The organism is uncultured Tateyamaria sp., assembly GCF_947497045.1.
In the GTDB taxonomy this organism is placed as follows: domain Bacteria; phylum Pseudomonadota; class Alphaproteobacteria; order Rhodobacterales; family Rhodobacteraceae; genus Tateyamaria.
This window is the reverse complement of sequence record NZ_CANMEU010000002.1, coordinates 171,334-191,350: the sequence shown is the minus strand read 5'-3', so window position 1 is coordinate 191,350 and position 20,017 is coordinate 171,334. Positions and strand designations below refer to the sequence as shown.

At 61.0% G+C, this 20,017-nt stretch carries 23 protein-coding genes and 1 tRNA gene; 17 read left to right on the top strand and 7 right to left on the bottom strand.

Features of this window, described 5'->3' with window-relative positions; translation table 11 throughout:
- Position 1 precedes the first annotated feature (1 nt).
- From Q0859_RS04435 to Q0859_RS04425, 3 genes are all read right to left on the bottom strand, one after another.
- On the bottom strand, positions 2-826 hold the full coding sequence (locus tag Q0859_RS04435) for an ABC transporter ATP-binding protein (RefSeq protein ID WP_299147966.1): 825 nt from the start codon (positions 824-826) through the stop codon (positions 2-4).
- 112 nt (positions 827-938) lie between these two features.
- A complete protein-coding gene (locus tag Q0859_RS04430; protein WP_299147964.1) occupies positions 939-1,721 on the bottom strand; it encodes an ABC transporter ATP-binding protein in 783 nt (260 codons plus the stop codon).
- 102 nt (positions 1,722-1,823) lie between these two features.
- Positions 1,824-3,020: an ABC transporter substrate-binding protein gene (locus Q0859_RS04425; protein WP_299147962.1), complete on the bottom strand. Its 1,197-nt coding sequence runs from the start codon at positions 3,018-3,020 to the stop codon at positions 1,824-1,826.
- Positions 3,021-3,206: 186 nt separating this feature from the next.
- On the opposite strand from Q0859_RS04425, the gene Q0859_RS04420 reads away from it, so the two are divergent.
- Complete coding sequence (locus Q0859_RS04420; protein ID WP_299148907.1) at positions 3,207-4,265, top strand: PQQ-dependent sugar dehydrogenase; 1,059 nt, start codon at positions 3,207-3,209, stop codon at positions 4,263-4,265.
- Between the two features lie 141 nt (positions 4,266-4,406).
- Here the strand turns inward: Q0859_RS04420 and Q0859_RS04415 are convergent.
- Positions 4,407-4,496: transfer RNA gene (locus Q0859_RS04415), tRNA-Ser, on the bottom strand.
- A gap of 194 nt (positions 4,497-4,690) precedes the next feature.
- On the opposite strand from Q0859_RS04415, the gene Q0859_RS04410 reads away from it, so the two are divergent.
- The 10 genes from Q0859_RS04410 (at position 4,691) to Q0859_RS04365 (ending at position 12,831) form a co-directional block, all read left to right on the top strand.
- Positions 4,691-5,518 (top strand): DUF2059 domain-containing protein, encoded by an 828-nt coding sequence (locus tag Q0859_RS04410; RefSeq protein WP_299147961.1) that lies wholly within the window; start codon positions 4,691-4,693, stop codon positions 5,516-5,518.
- Positions 5,515-6,294 carry a DUF2059 domain-containing protein gene (locus tag Q0859_RS04405; protein ID WP_299147960.1) on the top strand — a complete coding sequence of 260 codons (780 nt, stop codon included), beginning with the start codon at positions 5,515-5,517 and terminating at the stop codon, positions 6,292-6,294. The genes Q0859_RS04410 and Q0859_RS04405 overlap by 4 nt, the downstream gene beginning before the upstream one ends.
- A 191-nt stretch (positions 6,295-6,485) precedes the next feature.
- Positions 6,486-7,169: a 50S ribosomal protein L21 gene (locus Q0859_RS04400; protein WP_299147958.1), complete on the top strand. Its 684-nt coding sequence runs from the start codon at positions 6,486-6,488 to the stop codon at positions 7,167-7,169.
- 12 nt (positions 7,170-7,181) lie between these two features.
- Positions 7,182-7,451 (top strand): 50S ribosomal protein L27, encoded by a 270-nt coding sequence (gene rpmA / locus Q0859_RS04395; RefSeq protein ID WP_025046312.1) that lies wholly within the window; start codon positions 7,182-7,184, stop codon positions 7,449-7,451.
- A gap of 85 nt (positions 7,452-7,536) precedes the next feature.
- On the top strand, positions 7,537-8,085 hold the full coding sequence (locus Q0859_RS04390) for a GNAT family protein (RefSeq protein WP_299147951.1): 549 nt from the start codon (positions 7,537-7,539) through the stop codon (positions 8,083-8,085).
- Complete coding sequence (locus tag Q0859_RS04385; RefSeq protein WP_299147949.1) at positions 8,085-8,687, top strand: LysE family translocator; 603 nt, start codon at positions 8,085-8,087, stop codon at positions 8,685-8,687. The genes Q0859_RS04390 and Q0859_RS04385 overlap by 1 nt, the downstream gene beginning before the upstream one ends.
- Before the next feature lie 2 nt (positions 8,688-8,689).
- Positions 8,690-9,226 carry a GNAT family N-acetyltransferase gene (locus Q0859_RS04380; RefSeq protein WP_299148905.1) on the top strand — a complete coding sequence of 179 codons (537 nt, stop codon included), beginning with the start codon at positions 8,690-8,692 and terminating at the stop codon, positions 9,224-9,226.
- A 132-nt stretch (positions 9,227-9,358) separates the two neighbouring features.
- Positions 9,359-10,393 carry a GTPase ObgE gene (gene obgE / locus Q0859_RS04375; protein WP_299147947.1) on the top strand — a complete coding sequence of 345 codons (1,035 nt, stop codon included), beginning with the start codon at positions 9,359-9,361 and terminating at the stop codon, positions 10,391-10,393.
- Complete coding sequence (gene proB / locus Q0859_RS04370; RefSeq protein WP_299147945.1) at positions 10,381-11,487, top strand: glutamate 5-kinase; 1,107 nt, start codon at positions 10,381-10,383, stop codon at positions 11,485-11,487. Before obgE ends, proB begins: the two co-directional genes overlap by 13 nt.
- 78 nt (positions 11,488-11,565) lie before the next feature.
- Positions 11,566-12,831, top strand: a complete 1,266-nt coding sequence (locus Q0859_RS04365; protein ID WP_299147943.1) for a glutamate-5-semialdehyde dehydrogenase — start codon at positions 11,566-11,568, stop codon at positions 12,829-12,831.
- A gap of 20 nt (positions 12,832-12,851) precedes the next feature.
- Here Q0859_RS04365 and Q0859_RS04360 read toward each other — a convergent pair whose 3' ends face one another.
- Positions 12,852-13,445, bottom strand: coding sequence for a histidine phosphotransferase family protein (locus tag Q0859_RS04360; RefSeq protein ID WP_299147941.1), 594 nt, complete (start codon positions 13,443-13,445; stop codon positions 12,852-12,854).
- 38 nt (positions 13,446-13,483) lie between these two features.
- Between Q0859_RS04360 and Q0859_RS04355 the strand changes: the two genes are divergently transcribed.
- From Q0859_RS04355 to pip, 6 genes are all read left to right on the top strand, one after another.
- Positions 13,484-13,666 (top strand): DUF3553 domain-containing protein, encoded by a 183-nt coding sequence (locus Q0859_RS04355; protein ID WP_299147939.1) that lies wholly within the window; start codon positions 13,484-13,486, stop codon positions 13,664-13,666.
- A 104-nt stretch (positions 13,667-13,770) separates the two neighbouring features.
- A complete protein-coding gene (locus Q0859_RS04350) occupies positions 13,771-14,532 on the top strand; it encodes a GNAT family N-acyltransferase (RefSeq protein WP_299147937.1) in 762 nt (253 codons plus the stop codon).
- Positions 14,529-15,362, top strand: coding sequence for a lysophospholipid acyltransferase family protein (locus Q0859_RS04345; RefSeq protein ID WP_299147935.1), 834 nt, complete (start codon positions 14,529-14,531; stop codon positions 15,360-15,362). Before Q0859_RS04350 ends, Q0859_RS04345 begins: the two co-directional genes overlap by 4 nt.
- 215 nt (positions 15,363-15,577) lie before the next feature.
- Positions 15,578-16,387, top strand: a complete 810-nt coding sequence (rpsB, locus tag Q0859_RS04340) for a 30S ribosomal protein S2 (protein WP_299147933.1) — start codon at positions 15,578-15,580, stop codon at positions 16,385-16,387.
- A 79-nt stretch (positions 16,388-16,466) separates the two neighbouring features.
- Positions 16,467-17,342, top strand: coding sequence for a translation elongation factor Ts (gene tsf / locus Q0859_RS04335; RefSeq protein WP_299147931.1), 876 nt, complete (start codon positions 16,467-16,469; stop codon positions 17,340-17,342).
- 20 nt (positions 17,343-17,362) lie between these two features.
- Positions 17,363-18,328, top strand: coding sequence for a prolyl aminopeptidase (pip, locus tag Q0859_RS04330; RefSeq protein ID WP_299147929.1), 966 nt, complete (start codon positions 17,363-17,365; stop codon positions 18,326-18,328).
- A gap of 471 nt (positions 18,329-18,799) precedes the next feature.
- Here pip and Q0859_RS04325 read toward each other — a convergent pair whose 3' ends face one another.
- Positions 18,800-19,549, bottom strand: a complete 750-nt coding sequence (locus tag Q0859_RS04325; RefSeq protein WP_299147927.1) for a LuxR family transcriptional regulator — start codon at positions 19,547-19,549, stop codon at positions 18,800-18,802.
- Entirely contained in the window at positions 19,546-19,989 is a 444-nt protein-coding gene (aroQ, locus tag Q0859_RS04320) for a type II 3-dehydroquinate dehydratase (protein ID WP_299147925.1), read from the bottom strand. Before aroQ ends, Q0859_RS04325 begins: the two co-directional genes overlap by 4 nt.
- Positions 19,990-20,017 lie beyond the last annotated feature (28 nt).

Below are 20,017 nucleotides of genomic sequence, written 5' to 3'. Positions count from 1 at the left end.
CTCATCCCCCCAAAAACGATTTGCGCACTTCGGGATCGGCCAGCAATTCCTTGCCCGTCCCCGTAAACGCATTGCGCCCCTGCACCAGAACATAGCCTTTGTCCGCGATCTCAAGGGCTTGGCGGGCGTTCTGTTCCACCATCAGGATCGGGATGCCGGTGCGGGCCACCTCGATGATCCGGTCAAACAGCTCGTCCATGACGATGGGGCTGACGCCAGCCGTCGGCTCATCCAGCATCAACACCTTGGGCTGGGTCATCAGCGCGCGGCCCACGGCGACCTGCTGGCGTTGGCCGCCCGACAACTCGCCGGCGGCCTGATTGCGTTTTTCCTTGAGGATCGGGAACAGATCATAGACCTGCGCCATGGTGCTCCGAAAATCGTCACGACGGATAAAGGCCCCCATCTCCAGGTTTTCCTCGACGGTCATCGAGGTAAAGATGTTCGAGGTCTGGGGCACAAACCCCATGCCCTTGCTGACCCGGTCCTGGGGGGACAGGGATGTGATATCCTCACCATCCAGCCGCACCGACCCCTGGCGTACATTCAGCATCCCGAACACCGCCTTCATTGCGGTGGATTTGCCCGCACCGTTGGGGCCGACAATCACGGCAATCTCGCCCGGGTTCACCGCAATCGTGCAGTCATGCAGGATGTCGGGGCCCGCGCCGTACCCGCCCGTCATCGTATCCCCGATCAGAAAGGCCGAACCTGTGTCCATCACCTGACCTGTGCCGGGTGAGGGGCGCAACGCCCCGGCCCCTTTGGGATTCGCAATCGAAGCATCGCGATTGCCGCGGGTGTCCTGATAGGGATCGCCGCTCATGCGTCACCTCCCCAAGACCGGTTATGTTTCTTTTGACCAGAAATACCGCGGGGAGCGCGAGGGGCAGCGCCCCTCGCATCGGTCGGATTGGCTGTGCCAATTCGAAACAGGATCATGCGCCCACCTTGTCTTTGTTTTTCAGGCCCGTGCCCAGATAGGCCTCGATGACCTGTTCGTTGGCCTTGATCTCAGCCAGGGTGCCTTCGGCCAAGACCTTGCCCTCGGCCATGCAGATCACGGGGTCGCAAATGCGACCGATGAAATCCATGTCATGTTCGATCACCACAAAGGTGTAGTTGCGCTCCTGATTGAGCCGCAAGATCGCGTCGCCAATGGTGTTCAGAAGGGTGCGGTTCACACCCGCGCCAACCTCGTCCAGAAACACGATCTTGGCGTCCACCATCATGGTCCGCCCGAGTTCGAGCAGCTTTTTCTGCCCGCCCGACACCTGACCGGCCTTGTGATCGGCCAGATGTTCGATCGTGAGGAATTCAAGGACCTCATCGGCCTTGGCCGCCAGCGCACGTTCGGCATCCGCGATCCGCTTGCGCCCGAACCATGTATTCCAGAGCGTTTCGCCCACCTGATCGCCCGGCACCATCATCAGGTTCTCGCGGCAACTCATCGAAGAAAACTCATGCGCGATCTGGAAGGTGCGCAACAGCCCCTTGTGAAACAGTGTGTGGGGCGGCAGGCCGGTGATATCCTCACCGTCCATGGTGACACGGCCCGACGTTGGTTGAAGAACACCTGCGATCACATTGAAAAGTGTGGTCTTTCCTGCGCCATTCGGACCGATCAGCCCGGTGATGGATCCCGGTTCAATGGTCAGGGTTGCCCCGTCCACCGCGTGAAAGCCGCCAAAATGTTTGTGAATGTCGTCAACGACAATCATATATTTCCCCGATTGTGCCTTGCGCAGCTTTAAAAGCGGTCTTCAAGATATTGAAACAGCCCGAGGATTTCGCCTCGGGCTGCTTGTTCGCCGATCTTTCGATCAGCGGTATTTGATGGTCGAATAGACGCCGTCGGCAAATTCGATTTCCTGATAGTTGCCCGCCGATTCACCGGGGCCGATCAGTTCCACAGCCGAGGCACCGACATAGTCGATGTCTTCGCCTGCCTTGATCAGCTCCAGACCCTTGGCCAGCTCACCGGGGAAGATCTGCACGCCGGGCGCGTTGGCCACGTCAAACACGTGCTCTTTGTACGCGGCGCTGTCGGTCGAGTTGGCGGCCTGCATTGCAAACATCAGCAGGGCAGCGGCGTCATAGCTTTCGGGTGCGAAGGCACCTGTGCCATCAAAACCAGCCGCTTCGGCCAGTTCGACAAAGCTTGCCGCGCCGGGGCTGTCCGTGCCGGGATAGGCACCATAGGATCCGTTCAGCTCTTCGCCGAAGTTCTCGTTCAGCTTGGCACCCACCATCCCGTCGGGGAAGTAGAACGTGTCGAACGCGCCTGTGTCGAGAGCGGCGCGCACGATGCCCGACCCACCTTGGTCGACATAGCCCGCGACAACCAGCGTTTCACCGCCACCCGAGGCCAATGCGCCGACTTCAGCAGAGTAGTCTGCCTTGCCGTCTTCATGGGCTGCCGAAATCGTGACGGTGCCACCGGCTTTTTCGAACTCGGCCTGGAACGCATCCGCCAGACCCTTGCCGTAGTCGTTGTTGGTGTAGGTCAACGCGACTTCGTTCACACCGCGATCCTGGAGGATGTTGGTGATGATCACGCCCTGACGCGCGTCCGAAGGGGCTGTGCGGAAGAACAGCCCGTCATCTTCGGCTGTCGACAGACCGGGCGATGTGGCGGAGGGTGAAATCATCACAACTCCGTTCGCACGGGCCACGTTTTGCAGGATCGCGCCGGTCACACCCGAGCAATCCGCGCCCATGATGCCGTGCACGCCATCCGATGTGATCAGACGTTCGGCGGCAGCCGTCGCCGCACCCGCATCGATACATGTGCTGTCACCGCGCACCGATGTAACGGTCGCGGAATCCAGCAGCGCGCCGGATGCGGTCACCTCGGCCATTGCCATTTCAGCACCTGCGCCCATGGCGGGTGTGATCGATTCCAGCGGCCCGGTGAAACCGAGAATTACGCCGATCTTGACCTCTGTGGCGTGGCCATCCGCAAATGCGGTGCCCGCCATCAGAGCCGTTGCGGCCGAAGCCATCATCAATTTTTTCATTTCGTTACTCCCTGTGGAATTTTTTCCTGGCGCGGAGCCTATGCGCCGAAAATCCAAATGAAAAGTCGAATAATGGGCCGTGACCCACGGGAATGTGGGTGGATGTGGGGGGCGATCTCTCTACCTTGAAAGAAAACCCGTCAAAGGAGAGCCAAAATGCGAACACTGTTGATATGTGCAGCTATGATGACCCCCGGGATCGTACTGGCGCTGAACACCGACCAGGGCGGTGTGACCACCGCTGCGGTGGTCACCGGGCTGGATCAGCCATGGGCCGTCGTGCAATTGCCCGATGGCAGTCTTTTGGTGACCGAGCGGGCCGGCAACCTTGTGCGCATCGCTGACAGTGCTGCCTCTCGGGTGCGGGGTGTTCCGCGTGTGGCGGCTGAGGGGCAAGGCGGTTTGCTCGACATCACTCTGGCCCGTGATTTTGCGACCACGCGCACCCTTTTCCTGACCTATTCCAAACCGCAAGGCGGTGGGTCCGGCACGGCGCTGGCCGCGGCGGAGTTGAGCACGGATGGCAGCCGCCTTGAAAACCTGCGCGACCTGTTTGAAAGCGCGCCGGGGGGCAACACCAACCGCCATTTTGGCAGTCGTGTGGTCGAGGGCACGGATGGCAAGCTCTATGTGACCATCGGGGATCGCGGCGACCGCCCTTCTGCGCAGGATCGGACCCTGCACAACGGCTCGATTGTGCGGGTGAATCGCGACGGCACGGTGCCGGACGACAATCCGTTTGTGGGGCAGGCGGATGTGCTGCCCGAGATCTGGTCCTATGGCCACCGCAACCCCCAAGGGGCGGGTCTGGATGCGCAGGGCACATTGTGGACCGCCGAGCATGGGGCGCGCGGCGGGGACGAGGTGAACCGCGTGCAAAAGGGTGCGAATTTCGGCTGGCCGGTGATTTCCTATGGCGTGCATTATTCAGGCGGCAAGATCGGCGATGGCACGTCCGCCCCGGGAATGGAGCAGCCCGCGCACTATTGGGACCCCTCCATCGCGCCGTCTGGATTGATGGTCTATCAGGGTGATATGTTTCCGGAATGGAAGGGTGACATGTTCGTCGGCTCGCTCAAGTTCAACTATATCTCGCGCCTTGAGATATCGGGTGAAGATGCGCGCGAGGTCGAACAGATCGAAGGGGACGAAACGGCGCGCGTACGTGACATCGTGGAGGCACCAGACGGGAGCATCCTGTTCATCTCGGTCGGAAATGGCACGGTGTATCGGATGGCGCGGTGAATGGTGCAGCCAAAGGCAAGGTGCGCTTGGGCCGCTAAAGTCATTGGTGCTACAAAGAAAGAATGGCGGAGTGGTTCGGACAAAGTCCGGACCCGAGCCACCGCGCTCAAGTAGCCGAAGGCGGTAGCGCAAGAAAGAAGATGGCGGAGAGACAGGGATTCGAACCCTGGGAACCCGTGAAGGCTCAACGGTTTTCGAGACCGCCCCGTTCGACCACTCCGGCACCTCTCCGCGGGGGTCTGGTGCGCCCAACTAGAGCCTCTGTGAGCCAAGGGCAAGACGCTTTTTGCACTGACCGGTGCATCTGTGGCGCGACAGGCCATGAACGCCCGTGGCACACGCGAAATTTCGGCCACTGGGGGTGACATTGCCGCCCCTCACCGCCACTTTAGTTGGAACTCGCCACATCACGTAAGAGGATAGACATGCGCGCACTTCGTTATGGCCTGACCGTTTTGACCCTTTGCCTGACCCTGCCGGGTGCTGTTCTGGCGGCGGACCGGGCCAAGTTGCAGGACTTTCTTGAGGTGACGGGCTTTGATGTGGCGCTGGAAAGCATCCGCCTGTCAGCCAGTTCCGCCCCCCAGATGCTGGGCCTTGAGGCCGAGGATTTCGGCACCGAGTGGACGCGGCTCACAACCGAAGTCTTTGCCACTGACACGATGCACGACATGGCCCTCGATATCCTCGAGGAGACCCTTGAGGACGATATGCTGACCCACGCGGCAGAGTTTTACGCCACCGATCTGGGCCAGCGCCTCGTGGAGGCGGAGAACGCCTCGCATATGAAAGAGGATGACGCGCTGAAACAGGAAAGCGGTGAGGCGATCGTGGCGGGTCTTGAGGCGCTCGACAGCCCGCGCCTTGACTATATCAAGCGGATGAACGCGGCATCGGACAGTGCGGGCACTGCGGTGCGTGCCATTCAGGAGGTGCAGGTGCGCTTTCTGCTGGCCGCATCCGGTGCGGGTGTGATCGAGTTGCAGATGGACGAGCCGGACTTGCGTGAGCTTCTCTCAGCGGACGAAGAGGCGCTGAAAGAGAGCATCGAGCAGGGGGCAATCAGCGGTGGGGCCTATACCTATCAGGCGTTCTCGGATGACGAGGTGCTGGAATATGCCAAGGCACTCGAACATCCCAAAATGCGCCGCGTCTATGACCTGATGAATGCGGTGCAATACGAGATCATGGCCAACCGGTTCGAGGCACTGGCCAGTGCGATGCAACGCCTTCAGCCGAGCCAGGAGTTATGAGACCGCTGCGCACAGCCTTTGCCGCGCTGTGCCTGAGCGCAAGTGCGGCCCTTGCCAATCCGGATGTGGATCGGCTGATCGAGGCGATGGGCGTGCCCGCGTTGATCACCGCCTTCTCGCAGGACGGGATCGAGTCGGGAACCGCGATCAACGACACGATGTTGCAAGGGCAGGGGGGCACGGTCTGGGCTGAAACGGTGCGCAAGCTGTACGATCCTGCGCGCCTGCGGGCCGAATTGCAGGACGCCATGGCCGAAATGCTGGATGAGAGCACCACCGCTCAGGCGCTGCTGTTCTTTGAAAGCGATATCGGGGTCAAGATCATCGATCTCGAAGTGCAGGCCCGTCAGGCGATGCAGAACCCGGACCTTGAGGCGGCCGCCCGCGCCGCCGGTGCCGGGGCAGGCCCTGCCGTCACCCAATTTCTGGATCTGCGGGACCTTGTCACACGCAACACTGATGCCGCTGTCATGGCCCAGACCGCGTTCTTTGCCGGGATCGCCGAAACATCGTTGCGCAGCGCCACCCCGCCGGATGTGGAAGCCCAACGTCCGGCCATCATGGAAGAGACGAGCGCGTGGCTGCACGGCTATTACACGCTGATCCAGTCGCCCATGACCGCAGACGAGATCGAGACCTATACAGGGTTCTGGGCAACTGATGTCGGGCAGGCCCTTGATGATGCCTTGTTTGACGCCTTTGCTCAAAGCTATGCGACGCTGTCTTACGGATTGGGGCAGGCCGCAGGCGCCTTGATGCCTGAAAATGAGCTGTGATCCCGATAGCGCTTGACTTGGCGGTGTGATCTGACAATAAGCCCGCACAACTGGCCAGCGTTCTTGCTGGCTCGTTTCGTTTTAATGACGCTCCGGATGGGGGCGCGCTGTTCGAGGCGACCTTTGAATGCAAGGGTCACAAACACCGGAACTCCGGGGCCACAGAACGCGGCAGACAAAGGAAAAGACCCATGTTCGCGGTTCTCAAAACCGGCGGCAAACAGTACAAAGTTCAATCGGGCGACACGCTCCGCGTTGAAAAACTGGCCGCAAACGCAGGTGACAAAGTTCAATTCAATGACGTTCTGATGATTGGTGGCGACAGCCCCATCGTTGGCGCGCCCACCGTGGCAGATGCCGGGGTGCAGGCCGAAATCATCGAACAGATCAAAGGCCCCAAGACGATCAACTTCGTCAAACGGCGCCGGAAACATTCGTCCAAGCGCACCAAGGGCCATCGCCAGCAACTGACCCTGCTGCGCATCACCGATATCCTGTCCTCGGGTGCGGACAAGTCCGGCGTGATGGCCGCTGTGAACGGGGCCGGGTTCGGTCCTGCCGTCAGCGATGCCAAGCCCGCCAAAGCCAAAAAGCCCGCTGCAGCCGCGCCAACGCCCAAGGCCGAAGCCCCCAAGCCCGCCAAAAAAGCGGCTCCCAAGAAAGCTGAAGCGGCTCCCGCAGGTGCAGACGACCTCAAAGAGCTGTCCGGTGTTGGTCCCGCCCTTGAGAAAAAGCTGCACGCCGCCGGTGTGACCACGTTCGCGCAAATCGCGGCATGGACCCCCGAGGACGTTGCTGCTATGGACGAGAAACTGTCTTTCAAAGGCCGGATCGAGCGTGAAGGCTGGATCGACCAGGCCAAAGCAAAAGCGTAAAGGAGAGCACAGATGGCACATAAAAAAGCAGGCGGCTCATCCCGTAACGGTCGCGACTCCGCAGGGCGTCGCCTTGGCGTCAAGAAATATGGCGGTGAAGCGGTCATTCCCGGCAACATCATCGTGCGTCAGCGCGGCACCAAGTTCTGGCCAGCCGAAGGCGTCGGCATGGGCAAGGATCACACGATCTTTGCAACCGTTGACGGTTCAGTCACCTTCCATAAGGGTCTGAAAAACCGCACGTTTATTTCGGTTCTGCCAGTGGCGGAGGCCGCAGAGTAAGCCGCACCCCAAAAGGTTTTGACAAAATCAGGGATCGGCGGACACGCCGGTCCCTTTTTCTTTTTCGCGTTTGGAGGGCAGGATCATGGCCCAACACGACAAACCCATTTTGAAAGGCCCGCAGGTCACCCTGCGCCCGGCTGTGTCAAGTGATGTGGATGCCCGCTTTGCACTTGGCAACACGCCTGAAATCCATGCCATGTTCGGCGCAGATCCGTCTCAGGTCCGGGATATCACGCCCGAAGCCGCACAGGCCTGGGTGCAGTCCCAGATCGACACGCCGCACGCCTGGATTATCGAAGCGGGCGGGGCGCTGATCGGCGCGATGCGCCTGCATTCGATCAATCACGCGGATCGGCGCGCGCAGCTGTCCATCGGCATTCTGGACCCGAACGCCCTGGGCAAGGGCTTTGGCACCGAAGCGATGCGGCTGCTGGCCACCCACGCCTTTGACACGATGGGCCTGCACCGGCTTGGCTGCCGTGTGCTGGCCTTCAACGAACGGGCCACGGCGGCCTACATCAAGGTGGGCTTTGTGCAGGAAGGGCGCGAACGCGAATCTGCCTGCATCGGGGCCGCCTGGCACGATGATCTGATCATGGGTCTGCTCGACCGCGATCTGGAGCGACTCTGATGAGCGTCGCCGTCGCTTCATTTGCAGTGTTCGCAGCGAGCCAGGTGGGCACGCCCGGACCAGCGAACATGGCGCTGCTGGCCACAGGGGCGCGTTATGGCTTTCGGGCCGCGCTGCCATTTGTGGCCGGGGTCGCCTTGGGCAAGCAACTGATCATCTGGCCCATAGGCTTTGGCCTGATGGAGCTTGCGGACCGTGCACCATGGGTGTTTGAGACGCTCAAATGGGTCTCAGCGGTCTATATCATGTGGCTGGCGTGGAAGGTGGCAAACCTGCGTCTTGGGGCAGGCAATGACGCGCTCAAAGCGCCCGGTTTCGCTGCGGGGCTGATCGTGCATCCGCTCAACCCCAAAGCATGGGCGATGATCGTGGCGGGGTTCACCAGCTTTGTGACCCCGGGAACGGATCCTGTCATCGCGACGACATGGATCGCGGCGATATTGCTGGGCACGCAGATCCTGTTGCACCCGCTGTGGACGCTGGCGGGCAATACGATCGCGCGCACCCTCGCAGGAACCATTTGGGAACCCTATCTAATGTATACGCTCGCAGGGCTGACGGTGGCGTCCGTCCTGTTTGTTCTGTTCGGAGGAGGAACATGACAGTGGAGATGAAAAAAATCGTAAGCCAACCCACCATCGAAACCGAACGCTTTGTGCTGCGGCCCTTGCGCAAGTCCGACATGGGCCTGATTGAAATGTATGCCAGTGACAAGCGCGTGGCGTGCATGACCACCTCGATCCCGCACCCGGTCCCACCCGGCATGACCGAAGGCTTCGTGGCCCGCGCCATGGCAGATGAACGCGACGAAGACGTCTGGGCCATGGATGGCCACAAAAGCGGTGGGGCCGAAGTCATGGGCCTGATCTCGCTTGAGCGGATGGACCGTAACCAGTCCGAAGTCGGATACTGGGTCGCGCCGCCGTTCTGGAACACGGGGCTGGCTTCGGATGCGGTGCAAGCACTGGTCGAGGCCAACCCGATGGACAATGCCAACATGTTTGCCTCGGTCTTTCAGGACAACCCGGCCTCGGCGCGGGTGCTGACCCATTGCGGCTTCGAATATCTGGGCGACGCGGAATCCTTCTCGGTGGCCCGCGACGCCCCTGTGCCCACATGGACCTACAGCCGCAAGCTCTGACCTCTGCCTTCTTTTGACCAAAAATACCGCGGGGGAGGCGCAGCCGGGGGCAGAGCCCCTTTTGACCGTACTGCTTCGCAAACCCCTCACGTGCCCATTCCAATGACGCCCAAACTCCTCTAGGACGCCGCCATGAAGTTTCTTGATCTCTGCAAGGTTTACATCCGCTCGGGTGCAGGCGGGAATGGGTGTATCTCGTTCCGGCGCGAAAAATACATTGAATATGGCGGCCCCGACGGGGGTGATGGCGGCACGGGTGGTTCGGTCTGGGCCGAAGCGGTGGATGGGCTGAACACTCTGATCGATTTTCGTTACCAGCAGCACTTCTTTGCCAAGAACGGCGTGCCCGGTATGGGACGCCAGCGCACGGGCAAGGACGGCGACGATATCGTGCTGCGCGTCCCGGTAGGCACCGAAATTCTGGACGAGGATCAGGAAACCGTCATTGCCGACATGACCGAGTTGGGGCAGCGGGTCGAACTGGCGCGCGGCGGCAATGGGGGCTGGGGCAACCTGCACTTCAAATCCGCCACCAACCAGGCCCCGCGCCGCGCCAATCCGGGTCAGGAGGGTGTGGAACGCACGCTGTGGCTGCGGCTGAAACTGATTGCGGATGTGGGTCTTTTGGGGCTGCCCAATGCGGGCAAGTCGACCTTTCTGGCGACCACATCCAACGCGCGCCCCAAGATCGCGGACTACCCGTTTACCACGTTGCACCCTAATCTGGGTGTGGTTGGTGTGGACAATGTCGAATTCGTGGTGGCTGACATTCCGGGCCTGATCGAAGGGGCCTCAGAAGGACGCGGGCTTGGCGACCTGTTTCTGGGCCATGTGGAGCGTTGTGCGGTGCTCTTGCACCTGATTGACGGCACATCCGATACGGTGGCCGAGGACTACCAGACCATCATTACCGAACTCGAAGCCTATGGCGGTGATCTGGCGGCCAAGCCCCGGATAACGGTGCTGAACAAGGTTGATGCGCTGGATGAGGAAGAACGCGCAAGCCAAAGAGAAGAATTGGAAAAAATGTCTGGTGGACCTGTGATGATCATGTCCAGCGTTGCGCGTGAAGGGGTCACCGAGGTGCTACGGGCCTTGCGCGCCGAGATCGACGATGACCGCATCCGCCACCGCCCACAGGAAGAGATCGAGCCATGGCGCCCCTGACAAAGGCCAAACGGCTGGTCGTCAAAATCGGATCGGCATTGTTGGTGGATCGCGCAAGCGGCACCTTGCGTCAGGATTGGCTGAACGGTCTGGCGCAGGATGTCCAATGGCTCAAATCCCACGACGTGCAGGTGGTGCTGGTGTCTTCAGGCTCTATCGCCTTGGGGCGGGGCGTATTGGGACTGCCCGCACATGACCTCGCGCTCGAACAATCCCAGGCCGCCGCGGCGGTGGGTCAAATTCGTCTGGCGCGCGCCTACGAGGCGGCGATGGCCCCCCACGGCATCACCACCGCGCAGGTCCTTGTGACGCTTGAAGACAGCCGCGACCGACGCCGCTATCTCAATTCCCGCGCCACGCTCGAACAGCTGATCGCGCTTGGCGCACTGCCGATTGTGAACGAAAATGACACCGTGGCGACGGATGAAATCCGCTTTGGTGATAATGACCGTTTGGCAGCGCAGATCGCGGCAACCATCGGGGCAGATCAGCTTGTTTTGCTGTCGGATGTAGATGGGTTTTACTCGGCCAATCCCGGCGATGATCCGACTGCGACGCGATACGATGTGATCGACACGATCACACCCCAGATCGAAGCGCAGGCCGGTGATGCGGGCTCTGGCCTGTCCAAAGGGGGCATGAAAACTAAGCTGATGGCGGCCAGGACGGCCACCGCCGCGGGCTGCGCCATGGCAATTTGTCAGGGCGGTGACATGCGCCCGCTTCAGGCGCTCGATACCGGGGCGAATGCCACGTGGTTTACGGCGACGCTGGACCCGCAGGCGGCGCGCACGCGTTGGATTGCTGCCATGAAACCCTTGGGTGCTGTCACATTGGATGCGGGCGCGGCACAGGCTTTGTCAAAAGGAAACAGTCTGTTACCTGCGGGAGTTCATGCGGTTTCAGGTGCTTTTGGGCGGGGTGATCCGGTCGCAATCATCGGACCGGACGGGCACCAGCTTGGCCTTGGCCTCAGCCGCTATACCGCCGCCGAGGCGCAAAGGATCAAAGGCCACCACAGTGCCGAGATCGAGGCGCTTTTGGGCTATCCGGGTCGCGCGGCGTTGATCCACCGGGATGATATGGCGCTTTGAGTTGCGTCTTCTGACTGGCAATACCGCCGACCGAGGCATAAAATCCGGCACACTCCAGTGCGACAAGGGACATGTGGCATGAAAGATTTCGACGACATTCCGGCGCTGATGGCAGAGATCGGGGCCCGTGCCAAAACGGCTGCCGCGACGCTCGCCTTCGCCAGTGCCGAGCGCAAACACGCAGCCCTCATCGCGGCCTCGGAACATGTCTGGACGCAACGCGCGGAAATTATAGCAGCCAACGCGCGCGATATGGACTATGGCCGCGAAAAGGAGCTGTCGGATGCGATGATGGACCGCCTGCGGCTGGACGAAGAGCGCGTGCGCAGCATCGTGGACGGATTGCGCGCCGTGGCCGAACAGGCCGACCCGGTGGGCGAAGTGCTGGCCGACTGGACCCAAGCCAGCGGTCTGCATATCCAGCGGGTGCGCACGCCTCTTGGCGTGGTCGGGGTCATCTACGAAAGCCGTCCCAATGTCACCGCTGATGCGGGCGCGCTCTGCCTCAAGGCGGGCAACGCCGTCATCCTACGCGGCGGGTCCGAGAGTTTTCATTCCTCCGCCGCGATCCACGCAGCCCTCGTGCAAGGCTTGCGCGATGCCAATCTGCCCGAAGACGCGATCCAGCTGGTGCCAACCCGCGACCGCACCGCGGTGAGCAAGATGTTGACCATGACGGACACCATCGACGTGATCGTCCCACGTGGTGGCAAGGGGTTGGTGGGCCTTGTGCAACGTGAAGCGCGCGTGCCCGTCTTTGCCCACCTTGAGGGCATCGTGCACATCTATGTGGACAAGGACGCGGACCCGCAAAAGGTGCTGAGCGTGGTGTTGAATGCCAAGACCCGGCGCACTGGCATTTGTGGCGCGGCGGAATGTCTGCTGATCCATCAGGACGTTGCGCAGACCATCGGGCAGGGCGTCGTGCGCGCCTTGATCGACGCAGGTGTCATGGTCCACGCCGACATCGGCCTCCAGTCGATCGAAGGCGTGGTGGCCGCGCAGGATCAGGACTGGGGCAAGGAATATCTCGATATGGAGATCGCAGCCCGTATTGTCCCTGATCTGGACGCGGCGATGCACCATATCCGCACCTATGGATCAAACCATACCGACTGCATCCTGACGGAAGACACGGCGACGGCCACCCGGTTCCTGACGGAACTTGACAGCGCCATTCTGATGCACAACGCCTCGACCCAATTTGCTGATGGGGGCGAGTTCGGGATGGGGGCCGAGATCGGGATCGCCACGGGCAAGATGCACGCGCGCGGCCCGGTTGGGGCGGCGCAACTGACCAGTTTCAAGTATCTGGTGCGCGGCGACGGCACCGTGCGCGGCTAAGCCATCGCGGCGGCGGGGTCTTAGAACCGGATGCGCAGCAAGTCCGGGGTGATTTCGGTCTCGACCGTGCGCCCCGCATCACCGGCCACCGCGCTCAGCAAGGCGAACTGCACATGGGCTGGGGCCAGATCCGCCACCTCCGCCCCCTTCAGCAAATCCCACAACGCCGGATCGGCATTGGTTTTCTGCGAAAATCCGGTCACGGACCAGCCATGTGCGTCGCGATTGACCTCGACCCGGCCGCCATAGGGCATGCTGCTTTCAAGGCATTGAATGGCCAGAAACGCCATGCGGATTGCCCATCTGGGCTGACCATCAAGCGGCCCATAGGCCAAGGTCATCCGACCACCGCGTGAGGTGTCATTCAGGATCGACACCACCTCGGCCCGGCCCATTTCGGTGTTGCTGGCCGCGCCATAGGCAATGCGGAAATACCGGATTCGTGCGCTGGCATTCTCCACACTTTCCGAGATGAGGTCGATTTCAGGCCCATCCCGCCCATCGGACATGCCAAGCAGTTCCAGGCCGTTGTTGATCGCCCCGATTGGGGATATGAGATCGTGACAGATGCGGCTGCCGATCAGCGCGGCAAGATTGACATTAGACTGGCCCATGCTGGGCCCCCGAACGATGCCCACAGAAAAGGTGAGACATGGAAGATTTGAACGCCATTCTGGCTCCCGGCATGTTGGTCCGCCACCCCACCCAGGACGACTGGGGGATCGGTCAGGTTCAAAGCAATATCGACGCCCGCGTCACCGTGAACTTTCCCGATGCGGGCAAGGTGGTGATCGATGGCACGCGTATCGCCCTTGTGCCCGTCTTTGATGCCTGAACATCCTTTCTGAAACATTAACATCTTGCTGCATGAATGCAACTATAAGGCGAGGTGGTGATGCCCTCTTTACGGGGCTGCCAAAGGATTGGTAGACGGCGCCCATGACACTGATCCACGCGCCCGTATTTCGTGTGACCCTTGCGCGGGGGGATGCTGATCTGCGGGCGGCCCAGGCCTTGCGCTATGATGTGTTCGTGCGCGAATTGGGTGGCGGTGGCCCTCTTGTTGATCATGCTGCAGGTGTTGAGCAGGACAGGTTTGACCCGTTTTCCGACCATCTGCTTCTGACGGATGAGGTGGCGGACCGGGTTGTGGGCGTCTACCGCATGCTGCCTGCCGAGCGCGCTGCGCAAGCGGGTCAGTTTTACTCCGAAGATGAATATGATCTCGCACCTTTGCGCGCCTCGGGGCGGCGGCTGCTGGAATTGGGCCGATCCTGCCTGCATGCGGATTACCGGGGTGGGGAGGCGATGTTTCACCTGTGGAACGGTTTGGCGGCCTATGTGGCGCAGCATCGCATTGATATCATGTTCGGAGTCGCCTCGTTCCATGGCACGGATGTGGCTGCGCTGGCGGCACCGCTGTCGTTGCTGCATCATCGCCACCTTGCACCCGCCCCCTTACGCGTGCGGGCCAAGCCACCCCATGCGGTCGCGATGGACCTTATGCCCGAGGCCCGGATCGACCGGCGGGCAGCCATGATCCAGATCCCTGCGCTCATCAAAGCCTACCTGCGCCTTGGCGGCGTTGTCGGGCAGGGGGCTTATGTGGATCACGCCTTTAACACCACCGATGTATGTCTGATCATGGACACAGCCGCCATGTCAGAGCGGCAGCGGCGGATCTATGGGGCGGCCCCATGAGCGTGACATGGGAGGGCGGCCCACCGCCCAAGGCCTCTGACATCACAGGGCTTGGATGGGTTCGGGTGTTGCTGCGGGGCGGAGGCATTGTCGCCGTTGTGGGGCTTGGCCTGTGCCTGCTGTTGCCGCTGCGGTTGATCGAGCGGCCCTTGTTCGGTTTGGCGCGGCCCTGGACGCCGTGGATCACCCGGACAGTGTGCCGGTTGGCCTTGCTGCTGTTGGGATTGCGTCTGGTGCGTCGTGGGATACCGATGCGCGGGCAGGGGGCGGTCGTTGCCAATCACTCAAGCTGGCTGGACATCTTTGTGCTGAATGCCAGCGACCAGGTGTTCTTTGTGTCGAAATCCGAGGTGGCGAACTGGCCGGGTATTGGCTTGCTGGCGCGGGCCACAGGCACGCTGTTCATTGCGCGCGACCGGACCAAGGCACGTGCGCAGACTGACCTGTTTCAGGAACGACTGGGCGCAGGGCAGCGCCTGTTGTTCTTTCCCGAAGGAACCAGCACGGACGGATTGCGGGTGCTGACCTTCAAATCGACGCTGTTTGCGGCGTTCTTTGTGCCAGCCTTGCGCGACAAGACGTCGGTGCAGCCGGTGTCGGTCACGTATCACGCGCCCGAAGGCGGCGACATCCGCACCTATGGGTGGTGGGGGGATATGGAGTTTGGCGGCCACCTGCTGACAACGCTGGCGCTGGCCCGGCAGGGCTGGGTCGAGGTGGTCTATCATCCGGCCGTTGCAGTGGCCGACATGCCAGATCGCAAAGCACTGGCCGCGGCAGCGGAAAAACAGGTCCGCGAGGGGCACGCACTTGCTTCAGACACGGGCTGAGCCCGCCTGCCTCTTTCATTGTTCTCAAAATACTCAAATTCGGCCGGAGTCGCGCCATTCCCCCTTGCCAAGGCGCGCGCAACCTCCTAAAGCGCACCCACTCAATCCGCAGTCCGGGGCGGGCCTATGGGAGAGACATCCCCATAAAGTCCACCGGTTGGCGCATCTGCGCTGCACCCCCGGACAAGGCGAAAACCGGAAAAAGGAATTACGACATGGCTCTTCCCGAGTTCTCCATGCGCCAACTGCTCGAAGCAGGCGTACACTTTGGTCACCAGACACAACGCTGGAATCCCCGTATGGGCCCGTTCATCTATGGTGCGCGCAACGGCATCCACATCATGGACCTGACGCAAACCGTCCCCATGTTGGACCAGGCGCTGCAGGCAATCCGCGACACCGTCGCCAAGGGCGGGCGCGTCCTGTTCGTGGGCACCAAGCGTCAGGCGGCACAGCCTGTGGCCGAAGCGGCTGAAAAATGCGCGCAATATTACATGAACCACCGCTGGCTTGGCGGCACGCTGACCAACTGGCAGACCGTGTCCAAGTCCATTCAGCGCCTCAAGGCCATCGACGAGCAATCCGAGATCGGTTTTGAAGGTCTGACCAAGAAAGAGCGTCTTGGCATGGAACGTGACCAGGGCAAATTGCAGGCCTCGCTTGGCGGGATCCGCGAAATGGGCGGTCGCCCCGACCTGCTCTTCGTCATCGACGTCAAGAAAGAAGCACTTGCCGTGGCCGAAGCGAACAAACTGGGCATCCCGGTTGTGGCCGTGGTCGACACCAACTGCTCGCCTGATGGTGTGGACTACATCATCCCCGGCAACGACGATGCAGCCCGCGCCATCTCTCTCTATTGCGATCTGGCAAGCCGCGCTGCCCTTGACGGCATGACCGCACAACTCGGTGCCGCTGGTGTTGATCTGGGTGCCATGGAAGAAGCCCCCGCCGAAGAGGCCGTGGCCGAAACCGAAGCCGCAGCCGAGGCCCCTGCAGAAGAGGCAGCGGCCAAGGCCGACAGCTAAGCCCTGTCACAGCCCTGACAGTCGCGGCGGTGTCGAGCACCGCCGCACAAAATCCCTATTTCAGTGAGGAGAGCCGATCATGGCAATCACAGCAGCAATGGTCAAAGAACTGCGCGACAGCACGGGCGCAGGCATGATGGATGCGAAAAAAGCGCTGACGGAAACCGATGGTGACATGGAGGCGGCGGTCGACTGGCTGCGCACCAAGGGTCTTGCCAAAGCCGCCAAGAAATCGGGCCGCACCGCTGCCGAGGGCCTCGTGGCTGTCGTCGTGGACGCTGGCACGGGCGTCGCGGTCGAAGTGAACTCGGAAACCGATTTCGTCGGCAAGAACGCTGAGTTCCAGGACATGGTGTCCGGCATCGCCAAAGTCGCGCTTGGCGCGGATGATGTGGATGGTCTCAAGGCCGCTGACATGGGTGGCAAATCCGTCGCGGACGTCGTGACCGACAAAATCGCCACCATCGGCGAGAACATGAGCGTGCGCCGCATGGCGAAGCTGACCGGCGACACGGTCGTCTCCTATGTCCACAACGCAGCCGCCCCCGGTATGGGCAAGATCGGCGTTTTGGTCGCGATGACCGGTGGCGATGCCGCGTTCGGCAAGCAGGTTGCGATGCACATCGCGGCGGTAAACCCTGCCTCGCTGTCCGAGGATGATCTGGATGCGTCCGTCGTCGAAAAGGAAAAGCAGGTCCAGATGGACATCGCCCGTGAAAGCGGCAAGCCCGAAGCGGTGATTGAAAAGATGATCGTGGGCCGGATGAAGAAATACATGTCCGAAGTCACGCTGCTGAACCAGCAATTCGTGGTGAACCCTGACCTGACCGTGGCCAAGGCCGCCGAAGAAGCAGGTGCTGCGATCACAGGCTTTGCCCGTCTTGAAGTGGGCGAAGGCATCGAAGTCGAGAAAGAAGACTTTGCAGCGGAAGTCGCCAAAGTCGGCCAAAGCTGATCTGACCCCTTGCAAAGTTTATGAAACGGCGCGCCCATGAGGCGCGCCGTTTTGCTTTGGAGGGTTGCACGATGATGCTGAATGTCGGTGATGGGCATGAGATTTACATCCGTCAGGCCGGGCAGGGGATCGATGCGCTCGTGCTGCATGGCGGTCCCGGATCGGGCTGCACTGACGGGCACTATGATCTGTTCGACCTCACCCGCTATCGCGTGATCCTAATGGATCAGCGCGGGGCAGGGCGCAGTACCCCCTCTGCTGCCAATGATCTCGCAGCCCTCGATCACAACACCACCGAGCACCTGATCGCGGATATCGAAGCGGTCCGCCGACATTACGGCATTGAAGAATGGGTGTTGTTCGGCGGCTCGTGGGGCACGACCCTCGCAATGGCCTACGCCCAGACCCATCCGACCCGTGTGCGCGCCATGGTGCTGGCAGGGGTCGCGACGACAGCGGCGCGTGATCTGCAATGGCTTTACGGCGACGTGGGCAACCTCTTCCCCGAAGCCCATGCCGCCTTCTGCGATCATGTCCCCGAGGTCGGGCGGTTGCCCGAACACACGCCCGCGCGGATCAGTGCCTACTACGACCGTCTGCGTGACCCCGCCCGCGCGCAAGCCGCAGCGGATGCATGGTGTGCATGGGAGACGGGGATTTTCGGCGGCGACATTCACGACCCCGGCTCGCGTTATGCCGATCCGGGGTTCCGGCGCGGCTTTGCCCGGATCGTAACGCATTATTTTGCTCATGGTGCGTGGTTCAACGATGATCAGTTGCTGCACAATGTGGACCGGATCGCGCACATCCCCTGCACGATGATCCACAGCCGGCTTGACCCGTCCTGCCCGCTGCGCTGTCCTTGGGAATTGGCACAGGTCTGGGATGCCGCGACCTTGCAGGTTTTGGGCGGCAGCACACATTCCGCGCTGGACGCAGAAATGCGGGTCGCGATCCGTGCGGCGACGGATGCGTTGACGATCTGATCAAGGGGGGGCAAAGGCGGGCGGAACCGTTTGTTTGGGACTGGGTTCCGCCCCTTTGGAAGCACCCAATGCCACGGGGAAGAGACGTGCAGGTGCGTTCAAAGTCCGACCCGCCTGTGGAAAAATACACAAACGAGCCGGGTCCGGTAAGACCGGTCAAAACAGAGAGCCCACGAAATCGCGCGGGGTCTGTTCTGCTGCTCCCTGGCCAAAGCCACCACTCACGGAACATCCCTAGAATGCAAATTTACCTAGCGTTAAGAAAGTGGGGGATTCCTTACCCTTTGGTCAAAAACTACAAGTGACGTGAGGTTATCCGCAACATTATGTCTATATTTCAGATGTTTAGGTTGTAACCGATACAGCAGCCGGATTTCTGCCCTGACAGAGCGTGATGTCAGGCCCCAAGCGCTTTGGTTGGGCGAGGTGGTGCTCAAAGCGGCAGACTGATTCTGCAACCTATGCGAATATTTACGCTTCCAGGATGAACATCTGGTTGGCAAATGCCGCCTTCAGCACGGCCTGTGCGGTGGTTTCAACCGCCAGTGCTTCGCGTGCCAGACGCAGGTGTTTTTCGATCGTGGCCGAGGTCAGACCCATGATAACGGCAATATCCTGCATCGTCTTGCCATCGCCGACCCATTCCAGCGCCTCGCGCTGACGCTTGGTCAGTGACCGATTGGGTGCCGTATAGGGCAGGGTGAGGATCTTGAGGTGCGCAACATTGTTCATCAGATGAATATCGCGCCCATGTTCGGCCCAGACCGCATCGATATCATCTTGCGACATGCCTGCCTTGGCCGTCAGCGCAATCGCCCCCTTGGAGCGGGCCGACACGGACTTGAAGCTGATCGTATATCCGGCCGTCACACCCATCGAATAGTTGAATTCCAGTACGCGCTGTTCGGCAGGTGTCAGGGTCTTGGTGCTTTGCATCTGGGCCAGAATGCCCCAACTGCACGCCCCTTCGTTGTTAAGCGCCCAGTTGACCATGGGGGCGTGTACATAATGCTGCTCGCCCATGAACACGTTTGTGTAGGCGCTGTCATGGTTCGTCAGGATGATGAAATCCTCGGGATCGCCAAGCGAATTGCCGGACCGATAGCGGGTGAATCCATAGATCAGCCGGTCAAAGCCATACTCTTCCATGCGGCGGCTATGGGCTTCCCACAGCTCTTCGATGGTCTGGCAGTTGGACAGGCGGTGCAGATAGCTTTTCACGATGTGTCCTCCAGATGTCCGAGCAACGCATCAAGCGCCAGCGTGTATCCTGCTGCCCCAAAGCCGCAGATCATGCCCACGGCGACAGGGGCGATAAAGCTGTGATGGCGAAACGCCTCGCGTGCATGAATGTTGCTGAGGTGCAGTTCGACCACCGGCAGTTCGGTGCCCGCAATTGCGTCATGCAGCGCAATCGAGCTGTGGGTATAGGCCCCCGCATTCAGTACGATCCCGTCATGGGTGCCTTTGGCGGCGTGAATCGCATCGACCAGCGCGCCTTCGTGGTTGGACTGCGCACAGGTCACCTCAAATCCCTTGGCCTGCCCGTGTGCGGCGCACATCGCTTCGACATCGGCCAGCGTGGTGTGCCCGTAGATCTCCGGTTGGCGTGTACCAAGCAGGTTCAGGTTGGGCCCGTTGAGAATAAGAACGGATAGCATTTCAAAATTTACCCTTGAGATACGCAGG